Annotated in this window: 14 protein-coding genes and 1 pseudogene; 13 read left to right on the forward strand and 2 right to left on the reverse strand. The window is 42.7% G+C overall.

Annotated elements, in window-relative coordinates; translation table 11 throughout:
• Positions 1–292 precede the first annotated feature (292 nt).
• Positions 293–466: a hypothetical protein gene (locus V6C71_00100; GenBank protein HEY9766893.1), complete on the forward strand. Its 174-nt coding sequence runs from the start codon at positions 293–295 to the stop codon at positions 464–466.
• A gap of 236 nt (positions 467–702) precedes the next feature.
• Here V6C71_00100 and V6C71_00105 read toward each other — a convergent pair whose 3' ends face one another.
• Positions 703–1,665 carry an AraC family transcriptional regulator gene (locus V6C71_00105; protein ID HEY9766894.1) on the reverse strand — a complete coding sequence of 321 codons (963 nt, stop codon included), beginning with the start codon at positions 1,663–1,665 and terminating at the stop codon, positions 703–705.
• A 162-nt stretch (positions 1,666–1,827) separates the two neighbouring features.
• Here V6C71_00105 and V6C71_00110 point away from each other — a divergent pair, with 162 nt between their 5' ends.
• The 3 genes and pseudogenes from V6C71_00110 to V6C71_00120 all read left to right on the forward strand — a co-directional run bounded on the left by V6C71_00110 (position 1,828) and on the right by V6C71_00120 (position 3,998).
• Entirely contained in the window at positions 1,828–2,964 is a 1,137-nt protein-coding gene (locus V6C71_00110; GenBank protein ID HEY9766895.1) for an aldo/keto reductase, read from the forward strand.
• 16 nt (positions 2,965–2,980) lie between these two features.
• Positions 2,981–3,481, forward strand: coding sequence for a kelch repeat-containing protein (locus tag V6C71_00115; GenBank protein ID HEY9766896.1), 501 nt, complete (start codon positions 2,981–2,983; stop codon positions 3,479–3,481).
• A 289-nt stretch (positions 3,482–3,770) separates the two neighbouring features.
• Positions 3,771–3,998 (forward strand): annotated as a pseudogene (locus V6C71_00120) (kelch repeat-containing protein).
• 32 nt (positions 3,999–4,030) lie between these two features.
• Here the strand turns inward: V6C71_00120 and V6C71_00125 are convergent.
• Positions 4,031–4,366: a thermonuclease family protein gene (locus V6C71_00125; GenBank protein HEY9766897.1), complete on the reverse strand. Its 336-nt coding sequence runs from the start codon at positions 4,364–4,366 to the stop codon at positions 4,031–4,033.
• Between the two features lie 329 nt (positions 4,367–4,695).
• Between V6C71_00125 and drmD the strand changes: the two genes are divergently transcribed.
• The 9 genes from drmD (at position 4,696) to V6C71_00170 (ending at position 17,501) form a co-directional block, all read left to right on the forward strand.
• The gene (gene drmD / locus V6C71_00130; GenBank protein ID HEY9766898.1) at positions 4,696–7,905 is read left to right on the forward strand and encodes a DISARM system SNF2-like helicase DrmD; all 3,210 of its coding nucleotides are present in this window, start codon (positions 4,696–4,698) and stop codon (positions 7,903–7,905) included.
• A 135-nt stretch (positions 7,906–8,040) separates the two neighbouring features.
• On the forward strand, positions 8,041–12,141 hold the full coding sequence (locus V6C71_00135) for a type IIL restriction-modification enzyme MmeI (protein ID HEY9766899.1): 4,101 nt from the start codon (positions 8,041–8,043) through the stop codon (positions 12,139–12,141).
• Positions 12,142–12,241: 100 nt separating this feature from the next.
• Positions 12,242–12,460, forward strand: coding sequence for a type II toxin-antitoxin system HicA family toxin (locus V6C71_00140; protein ID HEY9766900.1), 219 nt, complete (start codon positions 12,242–12,244; stop codon positions 12,458–12,460).
• Positions 12,444–12,896, forward strand: coding sequence for a hypothetical protein (locus tag V6C71_00145; GenBank protein ID HEY9766901.1), 453 nt, complete (start codon positions 12,444–12,446; stop codon positions 12,894–12,896). The genes V6C71_00140 and V6C71_00145 overlap by 17 nt, the downstream gene beginning before the upstream one ends.
• A 92-nt stretch (positions 12,897–12,988) precedes the next feature.
• A complete protein-coding gene (locus tag V6C71_00150; GenBank protein ID HEY9766902.1) occupies positions 12,989–13,300 on the forward strand; it encodes a DUF4926 domain-containing protein in 312 nt (103 codons plus the stop codon).
• 18 nt (positions 13,301–13,318) lie between these two features.
• The gene (locus tag V6C71_00155) at positions 13,319–13,525 is read left to right on the forward strand and encodes a hypothetical protein (GenBank protein HEY9766903.1); all 207 of its coding nucleotides are present in this window, start codon (positions 13,319–13,321) and stop codon (positions 13,523–13,525) included.
• A 109-nt stretch (positions 13,526–13,634) separates the two neighbouring features.
• Positions 13,635–13,922, forward strand: a complete 288-nt coding sequence (locus V6C71_00160) for a nucleotidyltransferase domain-containing protein (GenBank protein ID HEY9766904.1) — start codon at positions 13,635–13,637, stop codon at positions 13,920–13,922.
• Between the two features lie 174 nt (positions 13,923–14,096).
• Complete coding sequence (locus V6C71_00165) at positions 14,097–16,208, forward strand: hypothetical protein (GenBank protein ID HEY9766905.1); 2,112 nt, start codon at positions 14,097–14,099, stop codon at positions 16,206–16,208.
• A 168-nt stretch (positions 16,209–16,376) separates the two neighbouring features.
• Positions 16,377–17,501, forward strand: coding sequence for a helicase-related protein (locus V6C71_00170; GenBank protein ID HEY9766906.1), 1,125 nt, complete (start codon positions 16,377–16,379; stop codon positions 17,499–17,501).
• Positions 17,502–17,622 lie beyond the last annotated feature (121 nt).

A 17,622-nucleotide genomic window follows, 5' to 3' on the forward strand; every position in this document is an offset into this window, starting at 1 on the left:
GTTCCCAAGGCAGCGCGTTGCGGAGGTTCCCTCCGTTGAAGCGACTGCCGCCCCGTTATAGGAACTGTCGAGGTTGGGTAAGAATATTCTTACAAGGCGCGTTTTGAGTGGGAAGCTTCCCACTCAAAAGCCGCCGCCCAAGTATAGCGATATGCGAAGCGGTATCCTTTAGGACTGCTTCAAGAAGCTTCGAGACCGAAGGGCGGAGTGCGGTTTATCCGTGAATCCGTGATTGGCAAATGCTTACTTCATACCCCTTCGCGACGCGGAGCTAGTCCTTTAGGGCATATGGGTGTGGACATCAATTAATTATTACCTTCGAGAAATTCTGGCAGTTGAGATTGGGTGCCGTAGTGGTCAAACCTTTAGAAAACTCTGGAGAAAAATCAAAGCTTGGAATAGCAACAGGTTATTTAACCGATGGATACTGTGTTTACGCCAATTACATCGAGCCAAAGAAGCATAAAGTACTTCCGAAAACTCAACTAACTAGAGTCAAAGGGAAAAATACTCGACTCAGACATTATTTAGCAAGGCTAAAACGGCAGACTTTGTGTTACTCGAAATCTGTTTCGATGTTGAGTCATTCGATAACATTACTGATGCACTACCTAAGAGTTAAACAAATACCGCTACCTATTCGTAACACCCCGTAATTCTGCAACGCCCAAGGTCTCAGCTTAAATGCGCCATTTTTCCTATTTAAGCTATGCGCAACCGTTCAATATCTCGAAGCGGCGGCGCACCAAATAAACGAGAATATTCCCGGCTAAACTGAGATGGACTCTGATAACCAACTTGATAAGCAGCACTGGTCGCATCGGAGTTTTCAGCAAGCATCAGGCGACGCGCTTCCAATAGTCTTAAGTGCTTTTGATATTGCAGCGGACTCATTGAGGTTACTTTCTTAAAGTGGTGATGAAACGAGGAAGGCGACATACAAGCCTGCCCAGCCAGATCTTCAATCGGCATCAGTTTGGTAAAATTAGCCTTAATCAGTTTAATCGTTTCAGCAATGCGCTGCATCGTGCTGCCCGATGTGGCAATCTGGCGAACTGCTTCGCTTTGTTCACCCATCAACAGGCGATAATAGATTTCGCGGATAATCATTGGTGACAGAATCGGTATGTCCTGTGGCGTATCCAAAAGCCGGGTTAGTCTGAGCGCGCAATCGAGCAGCGGTGCATCAGCATTGCTGACAAACAAGCCTTTAATCGAGTTTTCTTTTTTACTGGTAATGCTCATTCCTAGAGGCTCTGCTGTCGCCTTAATTTCTGCCAGAATATCACAAATTTGGCGTAAGTCTAATTTTAGCTTTAAGGCTAAATAAGGCTCTTTTGGAGTCGCTTGTACTACAAAGGCTTTTAATGGCAGATCGACTGAGATCACTAGATATTGAGCCACTCTATAAGGATAGCTTTCTTGGCCTAACAGTACTGTTTTCGCGCCTTGAATGATAATGACCAGAATCGGTTCGCAAACATCGTGTAGGGATGTGGAAACAGAAGATTCTCGTCTAAATTTCAGCTTGTCGATCGCGGTTGAATGAGAACCATTCCCCTGACCATCAGTGTGTCGAGTGAGTAATGCCCCTAATTTTTCACATTCATAGTCGAGTTCGGGGTGGTTAATGATCTCGATCGCCATATTAGTTTTTTCACTCACTTTAGCAGTGTTGCTAGTAAGCACTATAGCGCAACTTCTTCCATCCATACAGTCTTACTATTGGAGGATTAGGCAATAAACGGCGAGGTCTAGGCATTGAAAACCCTGTTTACGACCTATAGCATGAACACATCTGAATAAACAAAGTAAAAGGATAAGGCAATGACGAACGGCAACCCGGAAGGGGATGCAATACCCAATAACGATTATTCTCCTCCAGCAATGAGGCAAATTGTTTCCCGTCGGTCTGCACTTGGACTGTTAGGACTTGGTGCTGCCGCCGCTGCTTTGATGCCCACTCTTTCCAAAACCGCACAGGCACAGAATCGAACCCAAAATCAACCGTTGCAACCTGCTTCCAACCAACCATCGCAGATCATCACGAAAGAGATCCCACGCACACAGGAGAAACTACCTGCGATCGGGCTGGGAACATTCATGACATTTGATGTTTTGTCCGATCGGCCCCGCGATCATCTTCAACAAGTGATGCGCCGCTTTTGGGATGCAGGCGGCCGACTGGTGGATACCTCACTGCTCTATGGTATGTCAGAAGTAAACGTGGGCGAATTTGCCAGAACACTGGGCTTGACCAATGATTTATTTATTACTAACAAAACCTGGGCAACTGGCGAGTATCTGGGCGATCCCAGTCAGGCACAGCGTCAATTGGAACAAACACTGAAGCGACTATCGCGCGAGCGCATTGATGTGATGCAGGTTCATAGCTTGGTGAATGTAGACGCGATTTTAGCCCTGCTAAAGGCATGGAAAAAAGAAGGTAAAATTCGCTACGTGGGCGTTACTTACCACGATCCCTTGTACTTTGCTGCGCTTGAGCAGTGGATCGACAAAGGCGATCTGGACTTTGTTCAAGTTCGCTACTCAATTCGTCAGCGTGAAGTCGAAGATAGAATTCTTCCAGCGGCGGCGGCACGAGGAACCGCAGTCTTAGCCAATATGCCCTTTGAGAAAGCCCGTCTTTTTGAATTGGTGAGGGGGCAACCACTGCCCGATTTTGCCAACGAGATTGGCTGCGAGAACTGGGCGCAGTTTTTCCTCAAATATGTGATTTCTCACCCTGTTCTCACTGCGCTTCCCGCGACCACAAACCCCGACCACGTTGTTGAGAATATGGGGGCATTAAAAGGATCGCTACCCGACAACTTAATGCGTACTCGGATGGTGAAACATATGGAAAGCCTTCCCGGTTTTGACAAACTTCTCCAAACGTCCTGGTATCCCGGTAAGAATTTTAATGGCTTGGTTCGCCTGCCAAATCCACGTCCAATCGGTTGAAATGGAGTGATGTATTATGCTGTCTAGATATTTGTTTTCTCTGTCTATCCCAATCTTTTTGGTCGTTGCGCTGTATTCGCCCCTACTTAGTCAAGCGCAAAGCCAGATGTCGTATTGGACTAAAGCTGCGCCACCAACGGTCGCTCGGCAAGAGCTTTATCCAGAAGTTCTGAACGGAAAAATTTACGTGGCTGGCGGTCTACTCACCCCAAACACTCGATTTTCAGATCATTTCGAGTCTTACGATCCTGTCAAAGATGCCTGGACACAATTGCGATCGCTACCCGAAGCCCGCCATCACATTACGCTGTCTGCAATCAATGGTTTACTCTACGGTGTTGGCGGTTTCACAGGTGGTTTTCCGGACTGGCGCGCACAGACTACGATGTTTGTCTACAATCCTGGCTCGAATACTTGGACTAAAGGGACTGACCTGCCAGTGGCTCGCGCAGAGGGCGTATCCGCAGTAGTGGATGACATAGATATACTTAATCGGCGGGCGCATTCGAGCCACTGAGGACGCTCGGCTGTTCAATGACCACATCGATAGTGTGCCAAACGAAGTATTTAATCCGACGACCAAGCGCTGGTTGCGCCGTGCCAATCAGGGTCTGCCGTCATTGATGGAAAGATCTATGTAGTTGGTGGTCGCAAGTTCATCAAGAATGCTGATGGTACTACGCGCCAAATCAACGTTCCAACTCTTGAGGTTTACGATCCGAAGCTTGATCGTTGGCAAACGCGATCGCCGATGCCTCAAGCGCGAGGTTGCCGCCAGACCCCCTCTCGCTTGAGGCAAGTTTTACGTTTTTGGCGGCGAACAGTGGGTTCCAGAACAGAAAGTTTTCGCCGAAAGTTGGGTATACGGCCCGAAAACTGATGCTTGGTCAGTATTACCGTCCTTGCCAACACCACTACACGGATTGGGGGCATCGGCTGCTGGAAATCGAATCTTTGTCTTTGGGGGTGGAACTAAAACAGGCGGAAATGCAGCTACAGCTTTACACGAAGTGCTGGTGTTATCTACTCAGTGAGCAATACCTCAATTATGTCTTTCTCAATAGATTTAAGTCGCATCACATGAATGCGATCGCCCTACTCTACTTATTAGACAAACGCCATTCCCAAGGTAGTTGAGGATTGCCGTTCCAAATTTTCTCGCTTTTTCCTGTTTTGCCATCCCCTCTGCCATAATTAACTCATCTTGAATCGGACAACTATCAAAATATTGGGCATAGTGCCAAGCGTAACCAGCCCGAACAGTCTCAAGATTTAAGCTAATAGCCGAGTTTTTTCTATCCTGAACATAAACCTCTGCCACAGTTCGCCCGTATCTATCCTTTTCAATTTGAGTTGGGATAATCTCTCTGTAATTGTCACAAAGCTCTTGATTCAACCTCACCTAAAGGATGAGTAGAACTGACAACATGTTTGACTTTGTTGACGTAAATTGTACCACCAGTAATTGCTCAAATAGGCGAAAATCGTATTTACAAAAATACTTTTTTGAAGACTACTCATCATCATTGGATATGTCTTGCTCGCCTTTAGATAGATAGAGGTGAACGCGATTGCGATAGCTAGCCGTAGGCATCGCTTGTCCAAGTAGCTACTCTGCCAAAAAAATCGGCATTTCATGAACCAAAAATTTTTCTAAAGAAAGATGCGTTAACAAAAATTAGTAAGAAAAGGAATGTTAAGAGTGACGTGATTTATCTTTAGTTCCCGCCGATGTATTTTGCTAATCCCATAAAAACTATCCCTGAAGCTGGTCAATTAGTTACTCTAAGAGGTCGTCGTTTTTGCGTTACGGATGTCTGCGCCTCAACTAGTTCTACTAATGTTGTAAGGAGCCGGCAAACTGCGAACCATCATTTAGTTAAAGTAAAGTCAGTGGAGGATGACGATCTGGGTGCAGAATTAGAAGTTATTTGGGAGTTGGAAATAGATGCTGCTACCTATGAAACGAGGGAACTACCTTATCCCGAAGGTTTTGATTGGGCCGATCGCCTGGATGCTTTTTTGGATGCAGTACGTTGGGGAGCAGCTTCTTCGGCAGATGTGCGAAATATTCAGTCTCCTTTTCGCAGTGGCATTGATATTGAGGATTATCAGTTAGATCCCGTAGTTAGAGCGATTCAAATGCCTCGCGTGAGCTTGTTAATTGCCGATGATGTTGGCTTAGGTAAAACTATCGAAGCTGGTCTGGTGGCTCAAGAGATGATGCTCAGACAGCGTGTACAGAAGATCTTGGTTGTCTGTCCTTCCTCGCTACAGGTGCAGTGGCAACAGCAAATGCGCGATAAATTTGGTTTGGATTTTCGCATTGTTAATAGCGAGTTGATGAAGCAGTTAAGAAGAACCAGAGGTATTCACGTCAATCCTTGGACTCACTATCCACGTCTAATTACTTCTATTGATTTTCTCAAGCGCGATCGCCCGTTGAGGTTAATGAGAGAAGTTTTACCCCAAGAAGGAGAATCAATCTATCCTCGTCGCTTCGATCTTTTGATTGTGGATGAAGCCCATAACGTTGCCCCATCGGGAAGTGGTAACTATGCTATCGATTCTCAACGAACGGCAGCTATTAGGTTACTCGCTCCGCATTTTGAACACAAAATGTTTTTGAGCGCCACGCCCCACAATGGTTATCCAGAAAGCTTTACCGCGCTGTTAGAGTTGCTCGATTCTCAACGATTTGCCAGAGGAGTAACTCCAGATCGTTCTCAGTTAGAAGTGGTAATGGTGCGCCGTCTTAAAAGGGAGCTACCGCCCAAATGGGATGGTACGCCTCGTTTTCCCCAAAGGCAATTGGAAGCGATCGCCGTTGACTATACGACGGGCGAAAAAGCGGTTAATCGGATGTTGGGAGAATACACCCAACTAAGACGTAAAAATGCTCAGGATAACGTGGAACTTTATTCAACTGAGTTTGTCTTGAAGTTGCTGAAAAAAAGGCTGTTTTCCTCCCCTGCTGCTTTTTTAACTACATTAGAAAAACATCAAGAATCTATCGAGTTCAAACACCGAAAATCTCGCACCAGTCTGCAAAAGACAAACTTAGGGATTTTACGTCGTCAGCTAACAGGTTTAGAAGAAGATTTTGCCGATGACGAAGCCTATGAAGATACCACTAGCAGCGTTTTAGATATTACCTCCCGTTTGTTTTCTGAATTAAATACAGAGGAAAAACAGCTTTTAGAGCAAATGCTAGATTGGGCAGAAACCGCAGAGAGAAATCCCGATACTAAAGCCCAGCAGTTATTGGCATGGTTAGAAGAAATAATTCGACCTGGTGGCAAGTGGTCGAATGAAAGGGTAATTATTTTTACCGAGTATCGGGCTACGCAAAAATGGCTTTACGATCTTTTAGCGAATCGTGGTTTTGCTAAAGATAATCGGCTGATGACCATGTACGGCGGTATTAATCCCGATGAAAGAGAAAAAGTCAAAGCAGCTTTTCAAGCTAATCCTGAAGTATCATCAGTTCGTATTCTCTTGGCTACCGATGCAGCCTCAGAAGGTTTGGATTTACAGAATTACTGTTCTAATCTAATTCACTACGAAATCCCCTGGAATCCCAATCGCATGGAGCAACGTAACGGCAGGATTGACCGTCACGGACAAAAAGCTTCAGAGGTTAAAATCTATCATTTTGTGGGTAAAAACTATGCTCAAACTAGCACTCAGGGAGTAAGCCCAGGAGAGTTAGACGGAGATTTGGAATTTTTAATGCGGGCAGCCCTGAAGGTAAATAACATTCGGGAAGATTTAGGCAAAGTTAGTTCTGTAATTGCTAGTCAAGTAGAAGAAGCCATGCTGGGTAAGCGGACTACTTTAAATACCGAACAAGCTGAAGAACAGGGTGTAGCAGTACGGAAGATGTTTAAGTTTGAGCGTCAGATCAACGATCGCATTGCCCAACTTAAAGAACATCTAGACGAAACCCGCAGCACTTTAAGACTCGAACCTAAAAATATCGAAACCGTAGTTAAAATTGGTTTGGAATTAGCCGAACAGCAACCTCTTCAGCCCGTTCCTGAAACTAAAGAAATTTATTATCTACCTGCTTTTAAAGGCAGTTGGGTTAACTGTACCCAAAGATTGTCAGACCCCCATACGGGAGAAATTCGGGCAGTGACTTTTAATCTTGATCTGACTAGAGGGCGAGAAGACTTAGTTTTAATTCACCTCAATCATCCTCTGGTGCAGATGTGTTTGCGTTTATTACGGGCAGAAGTTTGGTCGCGGGGTAGCCAGAAAAATCTCCATAGAGTAACTGCAAAAGTTGTACCAAATGGCGTTCTAGAATTTCCCGCAGTGGTGGCTTATGGCAGACTTTTAATTTTGGGTAACGACAGCCAAAAACTCCACGAAGAAGTAATTACCGCAGGGGGCATTCTCAAAGAAGGTCGTTTTAGTCGGCTCAATGTGCTAAAAATTAGCGAGGCTTTGACTGCTGCTAATGCTGGTGAAATTGCGGACGGGCGCGGTCTTGGGGGTTTCCCCCATAAGCGACCCGTTCAAGACAAAGATTCAATCAAAGAGAGTCTGGTAAAACTGTGGAATAGCTATCAAGAACCTCTGCTTAATAGCTTAGAAAAACGCTCAGAAGAACGTACTCAAGCTCTGGAAAAATCTCTGCAAAGAAGATGCGATCAAGAAGTAGCAGACCTCACTGCCATCCTGACGGAGTTACAGCATAGTATCGAACAGGAATTAGCTGAGTTTGCCAAACCCCTCCAGTTAAAGCTGGATCTATTTAATGATGCCGAACAGCAGCAGCTAGAGAGCAATCGCAATAGTCTCAAAGCCAGATTAGAAGATATTCCCCAGGAAATCGAACAGGAAACCAAGTTAATCAAAGACCGCTTTGGCAATTTGAGTTCGCGTCTTTTTCCTCTAGCGATCGCATTTTTGATTCCACAAAAGTATGCTTAATTAAAACCTAAAAAACGCGCTTAAATCGGCATTTTTGGGCATAAATGTTGGCTTAAGGGACAAAAAAGCGAACTTTAGAGCTATAAGACCTGTTTTATACGGTCATCATAAAGTTCTTTTATAAATTTTTTTAATATGTCTGTCTCTCGTCATCATGCTGAATGGCTTTCTTTAGTAGAAGCCCAAGGTGCTTTTTTAAGCATTGAAGAGTTATTAAAGGTTTTTCCTCAAGGGTTAGATGCCCACGAACCCGAACACTTTAATTTGCTCAAGATTGCTTATGACGAGTGGTCGTATGAGAAATTTAATCCAGAGATTCATCGCGCCTGGATTGATTGGGTATTAGAGAATAGTTTAGAATTTCCTGCCGATTTACTTCAGCAACGGCAACAGATTGCTCCCAGTCTGACGGTTAAAGTAGGGCAGTATGGGGATTTGAGTCCCGATCTGGTTTTAGTCGAACCCGATACAGGTAAACCGCAATTACTGATTCAAATTGTGCCTTTCGACCAGGGTTTAGAAAAGTCTTATAAAAATTCTCGGTGGAAAGCTTCCCCTGCCACGCGGATGCTGGAACTTTTGCGGGGGACAAATATTAGTTTGGGTTTGCTGACGAATGGCGAACAGTGGATGCTAGTGTATGCACCCCCAGGGCAAAGCAGCAGCTTTATATCTTGGTATAGCCATCTTTGGGTAGAGGAAAAAGTCACTCTCAGAGCGTTTCGTTCTTTATTAGGAGTGAGGCGGTTTTTTGCTGTAGAAGCTGAACAGACTCTGATTAAATTATTCCAGAAGAGTAAGGATTCACAGAAAGAGGTAACAGACCAATTAGGTAAGCAGGTTCTCAAAGCGGTTGAGGTTTTAGTTCAAAAAATCGATAAGTTAGACCAGGATCGAGGTTTGCTTAAGGATGTTTCGTCAGAGAAGTTATACGAATCGGCATTAGTGGTGATGATGCGGTTGGTGTTTCTCTTTTGTGCGGAGGAAAAGGGTTTGTTACTGACTGGTAATAGTCTTTATGACAAATCCTATGCCGTTTCAACGATTCGGGAAGAGTTGAGAACTCAAGCAGACAGTTATGGGGAAGAAATATTAGAGCGTCGTTATGATGCTTGGTGTCGTTTGCTGGCTCTATTTCGGGGGGTACATGGCGGTATCGACCACGATTTACTCAAGTTACCTGCTTATGGTGGGGATTTATTTGACCCCAAACGGTTTCCGTTTTTGGAGGGTGACGAGCAGCCGTTGCAGGTGGATAATCGCACGGTTTTACATCTACTAGAAGCCTTGCAGATTCTACAGACTAAGTTACCAGGCGGAAACAGCGAACCCCGTCGGCTTTCTTTTAAGGGTTTGGACGTGGAACAAATCGGGCATATATATGAGGGTTTGTTGGATCATACGGCGGTGCGGTCGGATAAAGATGTGTTGGGGATAGCGGGGACTAAAAATAAAGAGCCAGAGCTAGCATTGAGGGAATTGGAAGCTAAATATAGTTTAGGAGAAGACAGTTTAGTTAAATATCTCCAAAAAGAAACCAAGCGGTCTGAATCGGCGATTAAAAACGCCTTACAGCAAAATGAAGCACTTGACCGTCATACCCATAACAAACTATTAATTGCTTGCCAGAACAATACGGAATTGGTAGAGCGAGTATTGCCTTTCTATCATTTGCTGCGGGAGGATACTTTTGGTTATCCCCTGGTGATTTCGCAAGGTAGTGTGTATGTTACCCAAGGATCGGATCGCAGGGATACGGGAACGCACTATACCAGTAAAAATGTTACCGAAGAAATTGTTCGCTATACCCTCGAACCGCTAGTTTATACAGGAGTAGCGGAGGGTAAGCCAGCCGAAGAGTGGCAGTTAAGATTGGCTGATGAGTTATTGGCATTAAACATCTGTGACTTTTGTATGGGTTCGGCTGCCTTCTTAGTTCAGGCTTGTCGGTATTTAGGAGAGAAACTGGTTCAAGCTTGGTCAGATGCCGAAGCAAATAATCCTGGCAAAGTAGTAATTGCGCCAGAAGGTAAACTATCTCGTTCTCGTCCTGAAGAATGTATGATTCCCCTAGATGGGTCAGAAAGATTGATCTATGCCAAACGCACCGTAGCCGAAAGATGTTTGTATGGAGTTGATAAGAATCATCTGGCGGTAGAAATGGCGAAGTTGTCGCTGTGGCTGGAAACGATGCAAAAGGATAAGCCCTTTACCTTTTTAGATCATTGTTTGAAAACTGGTGATTCTTTGGTTGGGGTGAACTTAGAGCAGTTAAAAAGCTGGAATCTGGATACTACGGAAGGGAGTACTGAACCAATTTTTGGGGTAGATCTTCTCTGGGAGGAAGTTCAAGGGGCGATCGCACAAAGACTACAAATACAGTCTCGCCCTGTCAATTCCCCTCAAGATCAGCAGGAAAAAACTTATTTATTGGCTCAAGCTAATGCGCGGATTCATGATTTAAAAGAGCGGGCGGATTTATTAATAGGGGTTTATCATTCTGGACTCAAAAAAAGCGAACAAGAAGCCTTAAGAGAGAGAATGTTAACCGTTGCTAATAATGGCATGAGTATCCCTGAAGCTGATGTAAAAAAATTACCGCAGAATTTAGCTACTTTTCACTGGGAATTAGAATTTCCTGAAGTTTTCTTTCCTTTATCTGTAAGGGCGAACGGCGGTTCGCCCCTACGTGATACGGTTCGGGGATTTCACGCTTTGGTGTCAAATCCGCCGTTTATGGGTGGTAAAAAAATTACAGGTGTTTTGGGTACTCCCTATCGAGATTGTTTAGTTGAATATTTGGCTAACGAAGCAAAAGGCAGTGCTGACTTATGCGCTTATTTCTTTTTAAGAGCAAATCAATTAGTTCAAGCTAATGGGCATCTGGGTTTAGTTGCTACAAATACTATTGCTCAAGGAGATACCAGAGAAGTAGGCTTAGATCAAATTGTTAAACCTCTAGTTCTCGCTGGTAAAGCGACAGAATCAGCTTCTACGATCTATCGGGGTGTTCCGAGTCGTAAATGGGAAGGTTCGGCTAATTTAGAAGTTGCTTATGCTTGGCTACGGAAAGGACAATGGCATGGAAAATATTTACTTAACGATAAAACTGTTACTGGAATTTCCCCTTATTTAACTGTTCCAGGAAAATCAATCGGTAAACCTAACAGGTTAGTAGCTAATCAAAGTAAATCTTTTATTGGTTCCTATGTTCTTGGTATGGGCTTTGTCTTGACTCCTGAAGAAGCTCAAGCGCTGATTGAAAAAGACTCTCGTAATAAAGATGTGTTGTTTCCTTATCTTAACGGACAAGACCTTAATTCTAATCCCGATCAATCTCCTAGCCGTTGGGTAATTAATTTTTTTGACTGGGATTTTGAACAAGCAAGTAAATATCCTGAATGTTTACAAATACTCACGGAACGAGTCAAACCTGAAAGAGACAAAATTGTAGCAAGGGGAAAGCAAATTCATGAATATGATTATTGGAAATTTTGGGATAAACGTCTTGAAAGCTATGAAGCGATCGCAGGACGCGATCGGATTTTAGTAACCGCTAGAGTTAGCCCTACAAATGTAGTAACTTGGTTTTCGACTGATATTGTGTTTCATGAAAAGATTGTTATTTTTCCAATTGAAACTAATTCATTTTTTGCCATAATGCAGAGTAGTTTTCACTGGGAATGGGCAAGACAATATACTTCAACTCTTGGCGCGATTACGCTTAATTACTCTCCCACAGATTGCTTTGAAACCTTCCCCTTCCCCGTCCGTAATAAAAGCTTCAGCCTTGAATCGATTAGCCCTTCAGGGCTAACAACGAACTTAGAAATTATTGGCGAAACCTACTACAACCATCGTCAAGCCATCATGCAGACTCGCCAGGAAGGACTGACCAAAACCTATAACCGCTTCCATGACCCCGCAGAAGCCAGCGAAGATATCGTTAAATTCCGTCAACTCCATGTCGAAATGGATTACGCTGTGGCTCAAGCCTATGGTTGGGAAGACTTACTTGAGGGCGAGAGCTTAAACCACGATTTCCACGAAACCAAACAGGGATTGCGTTACACCATTAGCGAACCCATCCGCAGAGAAGTCTTAGACCGCCTGCTGCAATTAAACTTTGACCGTTATGCAGAGGAAGTGGCACAAGGTTTACACGATAAGAAGAAAGGGAAAAAGAAGAGGAAGAAAGCAAGTGACAGTAAAATCAAGCAGAAAAGCTTGTTTTGAAGTTATTAGTACTTAGTTTTTCAATAATTTTGCTTTCAGTGCTAAAGCTCTCATATACTTAGCTAAAATAGTATCGGACATATATGTCCTCTTATCCGTCGTGACAGGTAACGAATTTATTAAGAGAGTCAAAAAACTTGCTAAAGCTAATGATTTAGAAGTTTCCATAGATAAAAGCCGTGGCAAAGGTAGCCATATTACGCTTTACTATGGTGAAAAATTCACGGTAGTTCGGAATCTCAAAGATGAGTTAAAAACTGGCACTTATAAGGCAATGCTCAAACAATTAGGGATTAAGGAAGATGAATTTAAAAGATAATCAAATTAAGAGTCGCTTTTCTTTTCCTGTAACTTTAACGACCGATGAAGTGGACGGAGGTTTTACAGTTACTTTTCGTGACTTACCAGAAGCTATTACCCAAGGAGAAAATATAGAAGATGCGCTCGATGAAGCTGCCGATTGCCTAGAAGAAGCGATCGCCAATAGAGTTATCCGCCGTTTAGAAATTCCTGCTCCTTCCGAACCAGATGACAACGAATATATGGTAACAACACCATTACAAACTTCCTTTAAAGCTTCAATTTGGCTAGCAATGCAGGAGAAAGACATTAATCAAACCCAGCTTGCTAAGACTTTGAATATCGATGAAAAAGAAGTTAGAAGAATACTTAATCCCAGTCATAATACCAAACTGGAAACTTTAGAGCGATCGCTTCTGGCTTTGGGGAAAAGACCAGTTTTATATGTGGCTTAAATTTATCTTTTCTAAAGTTATCGGTTATTGGTTCGATTGTGAATCAATTATCAAAATGTAAGACTAGTTACTCTTTATGTGAGGAAAAGGAAATGACTCAGCCAGAATTATTTGACGTTGTTGAGTTATTGATAGACTTGCCCGAATTAAATCTTCGTGCAGGAGTTCAAGGGGCAATAGTTGAATGCTATCAAGACAACAACTATGAAGTAGAGTTCTCTAACTCTGACGGAGAGACTTTAGCACTTTGCGCTTTGTCTGCTAAACAATTTGTTGTTGTTTGGTCAGCTAAAACAAAAACTTGGCTACCTATTTCAGAACAAGTCGCTGCTATTCTTCGTAATTTAGATAATCAAAGGCAAGAAAAAGTTTTAGATTTTGCTCGGTTTTTATATCATAAATAAATTCAAGTCAGAATAATTATGTTTATAACTAAAGATTTCAAAGAGACAATTAATGCCAGAATTCAAAGAGAACCTGAATTTGCCAAAGCATTGCTAGATGAAGCAGCATCTCTTTTCTTAAATGGCGAACCTGAAACAGCCAGACTAATTTTGAAAGATTTAGTAAATGCCACTACAGGCTTTGAAAAACTAGCCGATGAAACTTTAATAAAAGAAATAGGTTAGAAATATTGATTAATCAAGTTAAAGAAGAAAATTATCTATTTCCTACATTTGAATTAGGAGTTAAAGAAAAATATCTAGAACGAGGAAAATATATTTAAGTGAAAAAAATATGGAAATAAAAGAATTACTTCAAGAAAAACGAGCAGAAATCTTCAAAATTGCTGCTCAATATGAGGCTTCTAATGTACGGATTTTTGGTTCTGTTGCCAGAGAAGCAACAGCAGATAGTGATATAGATTTCTTGATGGACATTCAAGCTGGACGCAGTTTGTTAAATCGTATCGCTTTAATTCAAGATTTAGAAGATTTACTCGATCGCAAAGTCGATGTTGCCAAGCCTGAGATTCTACATGAATGTATTCGCGAACAGGTATTAAAAGAAGCCATACCTTTATGAAAGTCGATAAGATTATTCAAGATTTGCAGAAGTAAATAATTACTTGTTGCGATCGCTTTTAATCGCAGAAACTAAGAACTAATGACTAAAAACTAATCACCAACATCCTCACGACACCAACCCGCCCGTGTGTTAAAACAGTAACCGTAATTGTAGAAAGTTGCTGACATTCTTGTGGTCAAAAAGATTATTGAACTCCCTCCAAAACTGCCTGGGGAACTAGATTTAAAGCAGATTAATCAAGAGCTAAGATCGGATCAAGCAGTTCTTGACTGGAGTGAAGTAAGTCATGCCCCACAAAAATATCTCAAAGTTTTACTTGATGGTTTAGATATTGACCGTGATGAAGAATGTTTAGGAATTAATGGAGGTATCTCTGAAAGTATCCTCGATGCCATCTCTAAATGTTTTAAATCCTTTAAAAAACCTATCAAATCTAAAGACACTTCTGAAAAACAACTTAGCCTTACTACTACTAGCTATAGCCCATCTGAAAAGAATACAGGCAGTCTGCTAGAAGAAAAAATTGAGATTAGAGCGGATTTATTAAACTTAGAAAAATCTACTCCAACTCCGACATCCCAGAAACAAATTCTTACTGAAGCTACTCCCTACGATATCAGAGAAGAATTACATCAGCTAATTTTACGCGACCTTTTAGGACCTGTGAATGGAGAAACAGAGGAAGTTCAGGAAGGAAGCGTTAGCAACCGTTATTTAGTAGGAGTTCTCGCTCCGAAAATGCGTTCTAAGAATCCCGAAGAACCACTAGAAGAAGCACCAGAACAACAGGATAACCTTGCCCCCGCAGGCAAAGATAACGCTGAAGAAGGACAAAGTGATAGTGCTATTCCTCCTGCTACCAGTATGTTTCCCTCTTCTATTGGCATGAGTTTTTGCGTCAGTGGTGAAACTAAAGAATTAGAAATTACTGCCAAATGGGGGCATTACGAACGTAAAGATAGCGAAATCAGCTTTAAAGAAGATAGTAGTACGATCAAAGTCTGGAAACGCACTCCCCGCCAGGGTACAAAAGTTGTCCTTCTCAAAGATGGAAAAAGTATTGAATGGGTTATTTCTCCTCAAGAAGTACCAGAAGTATTTGTTCAGGGCAGAGTTAGGGAATTTAAAGGAGACTGGTTAATCACTGTATTCCTAGTTAATAATCAAACCGAACCCAACAAGCTACGAGATAGTGCTTGGCTGTTTCAACCAGAATTAATACTGCGTTCTGTTGATGCTAACCAGCCAGATATCTTTATAAGAAAACCCTTAGCAATAAGTGGTGAGAATCTCGACCCTGTAATTCATCAAGAAAATCAAGCAATGGCGATGCTATATCGCCACCAGGTAGAATTTGCAGTGGGTCATGGAGTGGCAGTTAAAGCCGTTCCTTCGCCTGACAATTCCCAAAAAGCGATCGCCCTGGCAACCACTTTCATTCCCGACTATGAAGTTCCTCAATCTACTACCCCCGATCTGACAGGTTTAGTAGTGGATATGAAACAGCTAGGGGAAGCCGAACCAGATGAATTGATTGCTTACCTAAAACCTTTAACTGCTGCCTATCAAATCTGGATCGATCGACAAGAACAAAAAATATCCGATCCCCAAGAACTATTAAACGACTATCAAGAAGCTGCGGTTAAAGCGATCGCTAACTGTCGGCAAGCATTAACTCGCATTGACGAAGGGATTGAGATGCTGCGTAATAATTCCCAAGCAGTTGAAGCCTTCAAGTTTATGAATTTAGCGATGAAGTCACAGCGGATTCATTCAATTTATAGTGAAAAAGTCCGTCGGGGTGAAACAACTACCTTATTAGAACTAGATACGCCCAATAATCATAGCTGGCGACCGTTTCAGCTAGCTTTTATCCTGTTAAATTTAGCTAGTGCTACGGACTTACACCATTGCGATCGCTCTCATCCCACTAATGCAGTTACAGATTTACTTTGGTTTCCTACAGGTGGGGGTAAAACCGAGGCTTATTTAGGTTTAACCGCTTATACCATTGCCTTAAGAAGACTACAGGGCAAAATTGGTGGCAGGGACGGACATCACGGAGTAGCGGTATTAATGCGCTATACCTTACGTCTGCTTACTTTCCAGCAGTTTCAACGGGCGACAACTCTGATTTGTGCCTGTGAAGATCTGCGACGGAAAAATCCCGATCTCTGGGGTGAAGAACCAATTCGTATTGGTTTATGGGTGGGAAATAGCAGTACCCCTAACTACACATCTCAAAGCGAAGAATGGGTCAAACAAGAGCGATCGCAAAACTAAAGGCAATCTGGGGGAACTCCCCACCAATTAACTAACTGTCCTTGGTGCGGTATAAAGATCGAACCTGGCAAACATATTCAGGTTGAATCGGTAGAGAAAGGTCAGGGACGTACCTATGTAAAATGTGGAGATAAGTTAGGCAAGTGTAGCTTTTCTAAGGGTGAAGGATTGCCAATCGTAATCGTAGACGAAGAAATTTATCGTCGTCTGCCAACTCTCTTGATTGCTACGGTAGATAAATTCGCTCAAATGCCCTGGAAAGGGGAAATTCAAATGCTATTTGGGGAGGTTAACGGCTATTGTCAGCGTCATGGCTTCCGTTCTCCCGATATTGAAGATAAGGATCATCATAAGAAAGGAAAAGGATTAGAGTCAGCGAAGACTATCTACTGTAGCAAGCTGCGTCCTCCCGATTTAATTATTCAAGATGAATTACACCTAATTAGTGGTCCTCTCGGTACATTAGTCGGCTTATATGAAACGGCGGTAGATAAACTGGCTACCTGGGAAGTTGAAGGGAAGCCAGTACGCCCTAAAGTAATTGCTTCAACTGCAACTATTCGCCAGGCAGAAACTCAGATTAATAGTTTGTTCCAACGTCAGCTACAGATATTTCCGCCCCAAGGCTTAAACATTGAAGATAATTTTTTCTCTCAACAAAATTCACCAACTCCAGCTAGTCCTGGTCGTCGCTATTTAGGCATTTGCGCCCCTGGCAGAAGATTAAAAGCAGCAATTATTCGGGTCTACTTAGCAGTCCTAGCATCGTCACAAACTCTCTACGAACAATACGGAGAAAAAGCAGATCCCTGGATGACATTAGTGGGTTATTTCAACTCTCTCAGAGAATTAGGCGGTACTAGAAGGCTAGTTGATGATGATATTAGTAACCGTTTGAAAAAAATGGAACAGCGGGGTTTAGCTAATCGAAACCGCCCCATTGTGGATGAATTAACTTCGCGCAAGGATTCGACAGAAATTCCTCAACTGCTAGATAAGCTGGAAATACCATTTAATCCTAAGCAAAAACAAAATCGTAAAGCAGGAAAAAACAACCGACCACTTCCTTTAGACGTAATCCTGGCAACTAATATGATTTCTGTTGGAGTGGATGTCAAACGCTTGGGAGTGATGGTTGCCTGCGGTCAGCCTAAAAACACTGCCGAATATATTCAAGCAACCTCTAGGGTTGGGCGTTCTCATCCTGGATTAGTGATTACGGTTTATAACTGGGCAAGACCGAGGGATTTATCCCACTATGAAAAGTTCTACCATTACGGAAAAGGAGCGTAAAGCCACTGTCTTTCAAAACGGTGGATATAAGCGACCGACAGATTTCAAATCTGTCGAGCCAAATTTATTTGGCAGTTAGATATTCATGGTATACTATTTTACGTAGCAGTTCAACTACGCA

The sequence above is a fragment of the Coleofasciculaceae cyanobacterium genome, from assembly GCA_036703275.1.
Lineage (GTDB): Bacteria > Cyanobacteriota > Cyanobacteriia > Cyanobacteriales > Xenococcaceae > Waterburya.

Bases quoted from the DNA above. Each gene is read 5' to 3' on its own strand.
- V6C71_00110 (HEY9766895.1), top strand. From the start codon at position 1,828: ATGACGAACGGCAACCCGGAAGGGGATGCAATACCCAATAACGATTAT.
- V6C71_00160 (HEY9766904.1), top strand. From the start codon at position 13,635: ATGGAAATAAAAGAATTACTTCAAGAAAAACGAGCAGAAATCTTCAAA.
- drmD (HEY9766898.1), top strand. From the start codon at position 4,696: ATGTATTTTGCTAATCCCATAAAAACTATCCCTGAAGCTGGTCAATTA.
- V6C71_00135 (HEY9766899.1), top strand. From the start codon at position 8,041: ATGTCTGTCTCTCGTCATCATGCTGAATGGCTTTCTTTAGTAGAAGCC.
- V6C71_00115 (HEY9766896.1), top strand. From the start codon at position 2,981: ATGCTGTCTAGATATTTGTTTTCTCTGTCTATCCCAATCTTTTTGGTC.
- V6C71_00150 (HEY9766902.1), top strand. From the start codon at position 12,989: ATGACTCAGCCAGAATTATTTGACGTTGTTGAGTTATTGATAGACTTG.
- V6C71_00155 (HEY9766903.1), top strand. From the start codon at position 13,319: ATGTTTATAACTAAAGATTTCAAAGAGACAATTAATGCCAGAATTCAA.
- V6C71_00145 (HEY9766901.1), top strand. From the start codon at position 12,444: ATGAATTTAAAAGATAATCAAATTAAGAGTCGCTTTTCTTTTCCTGTA.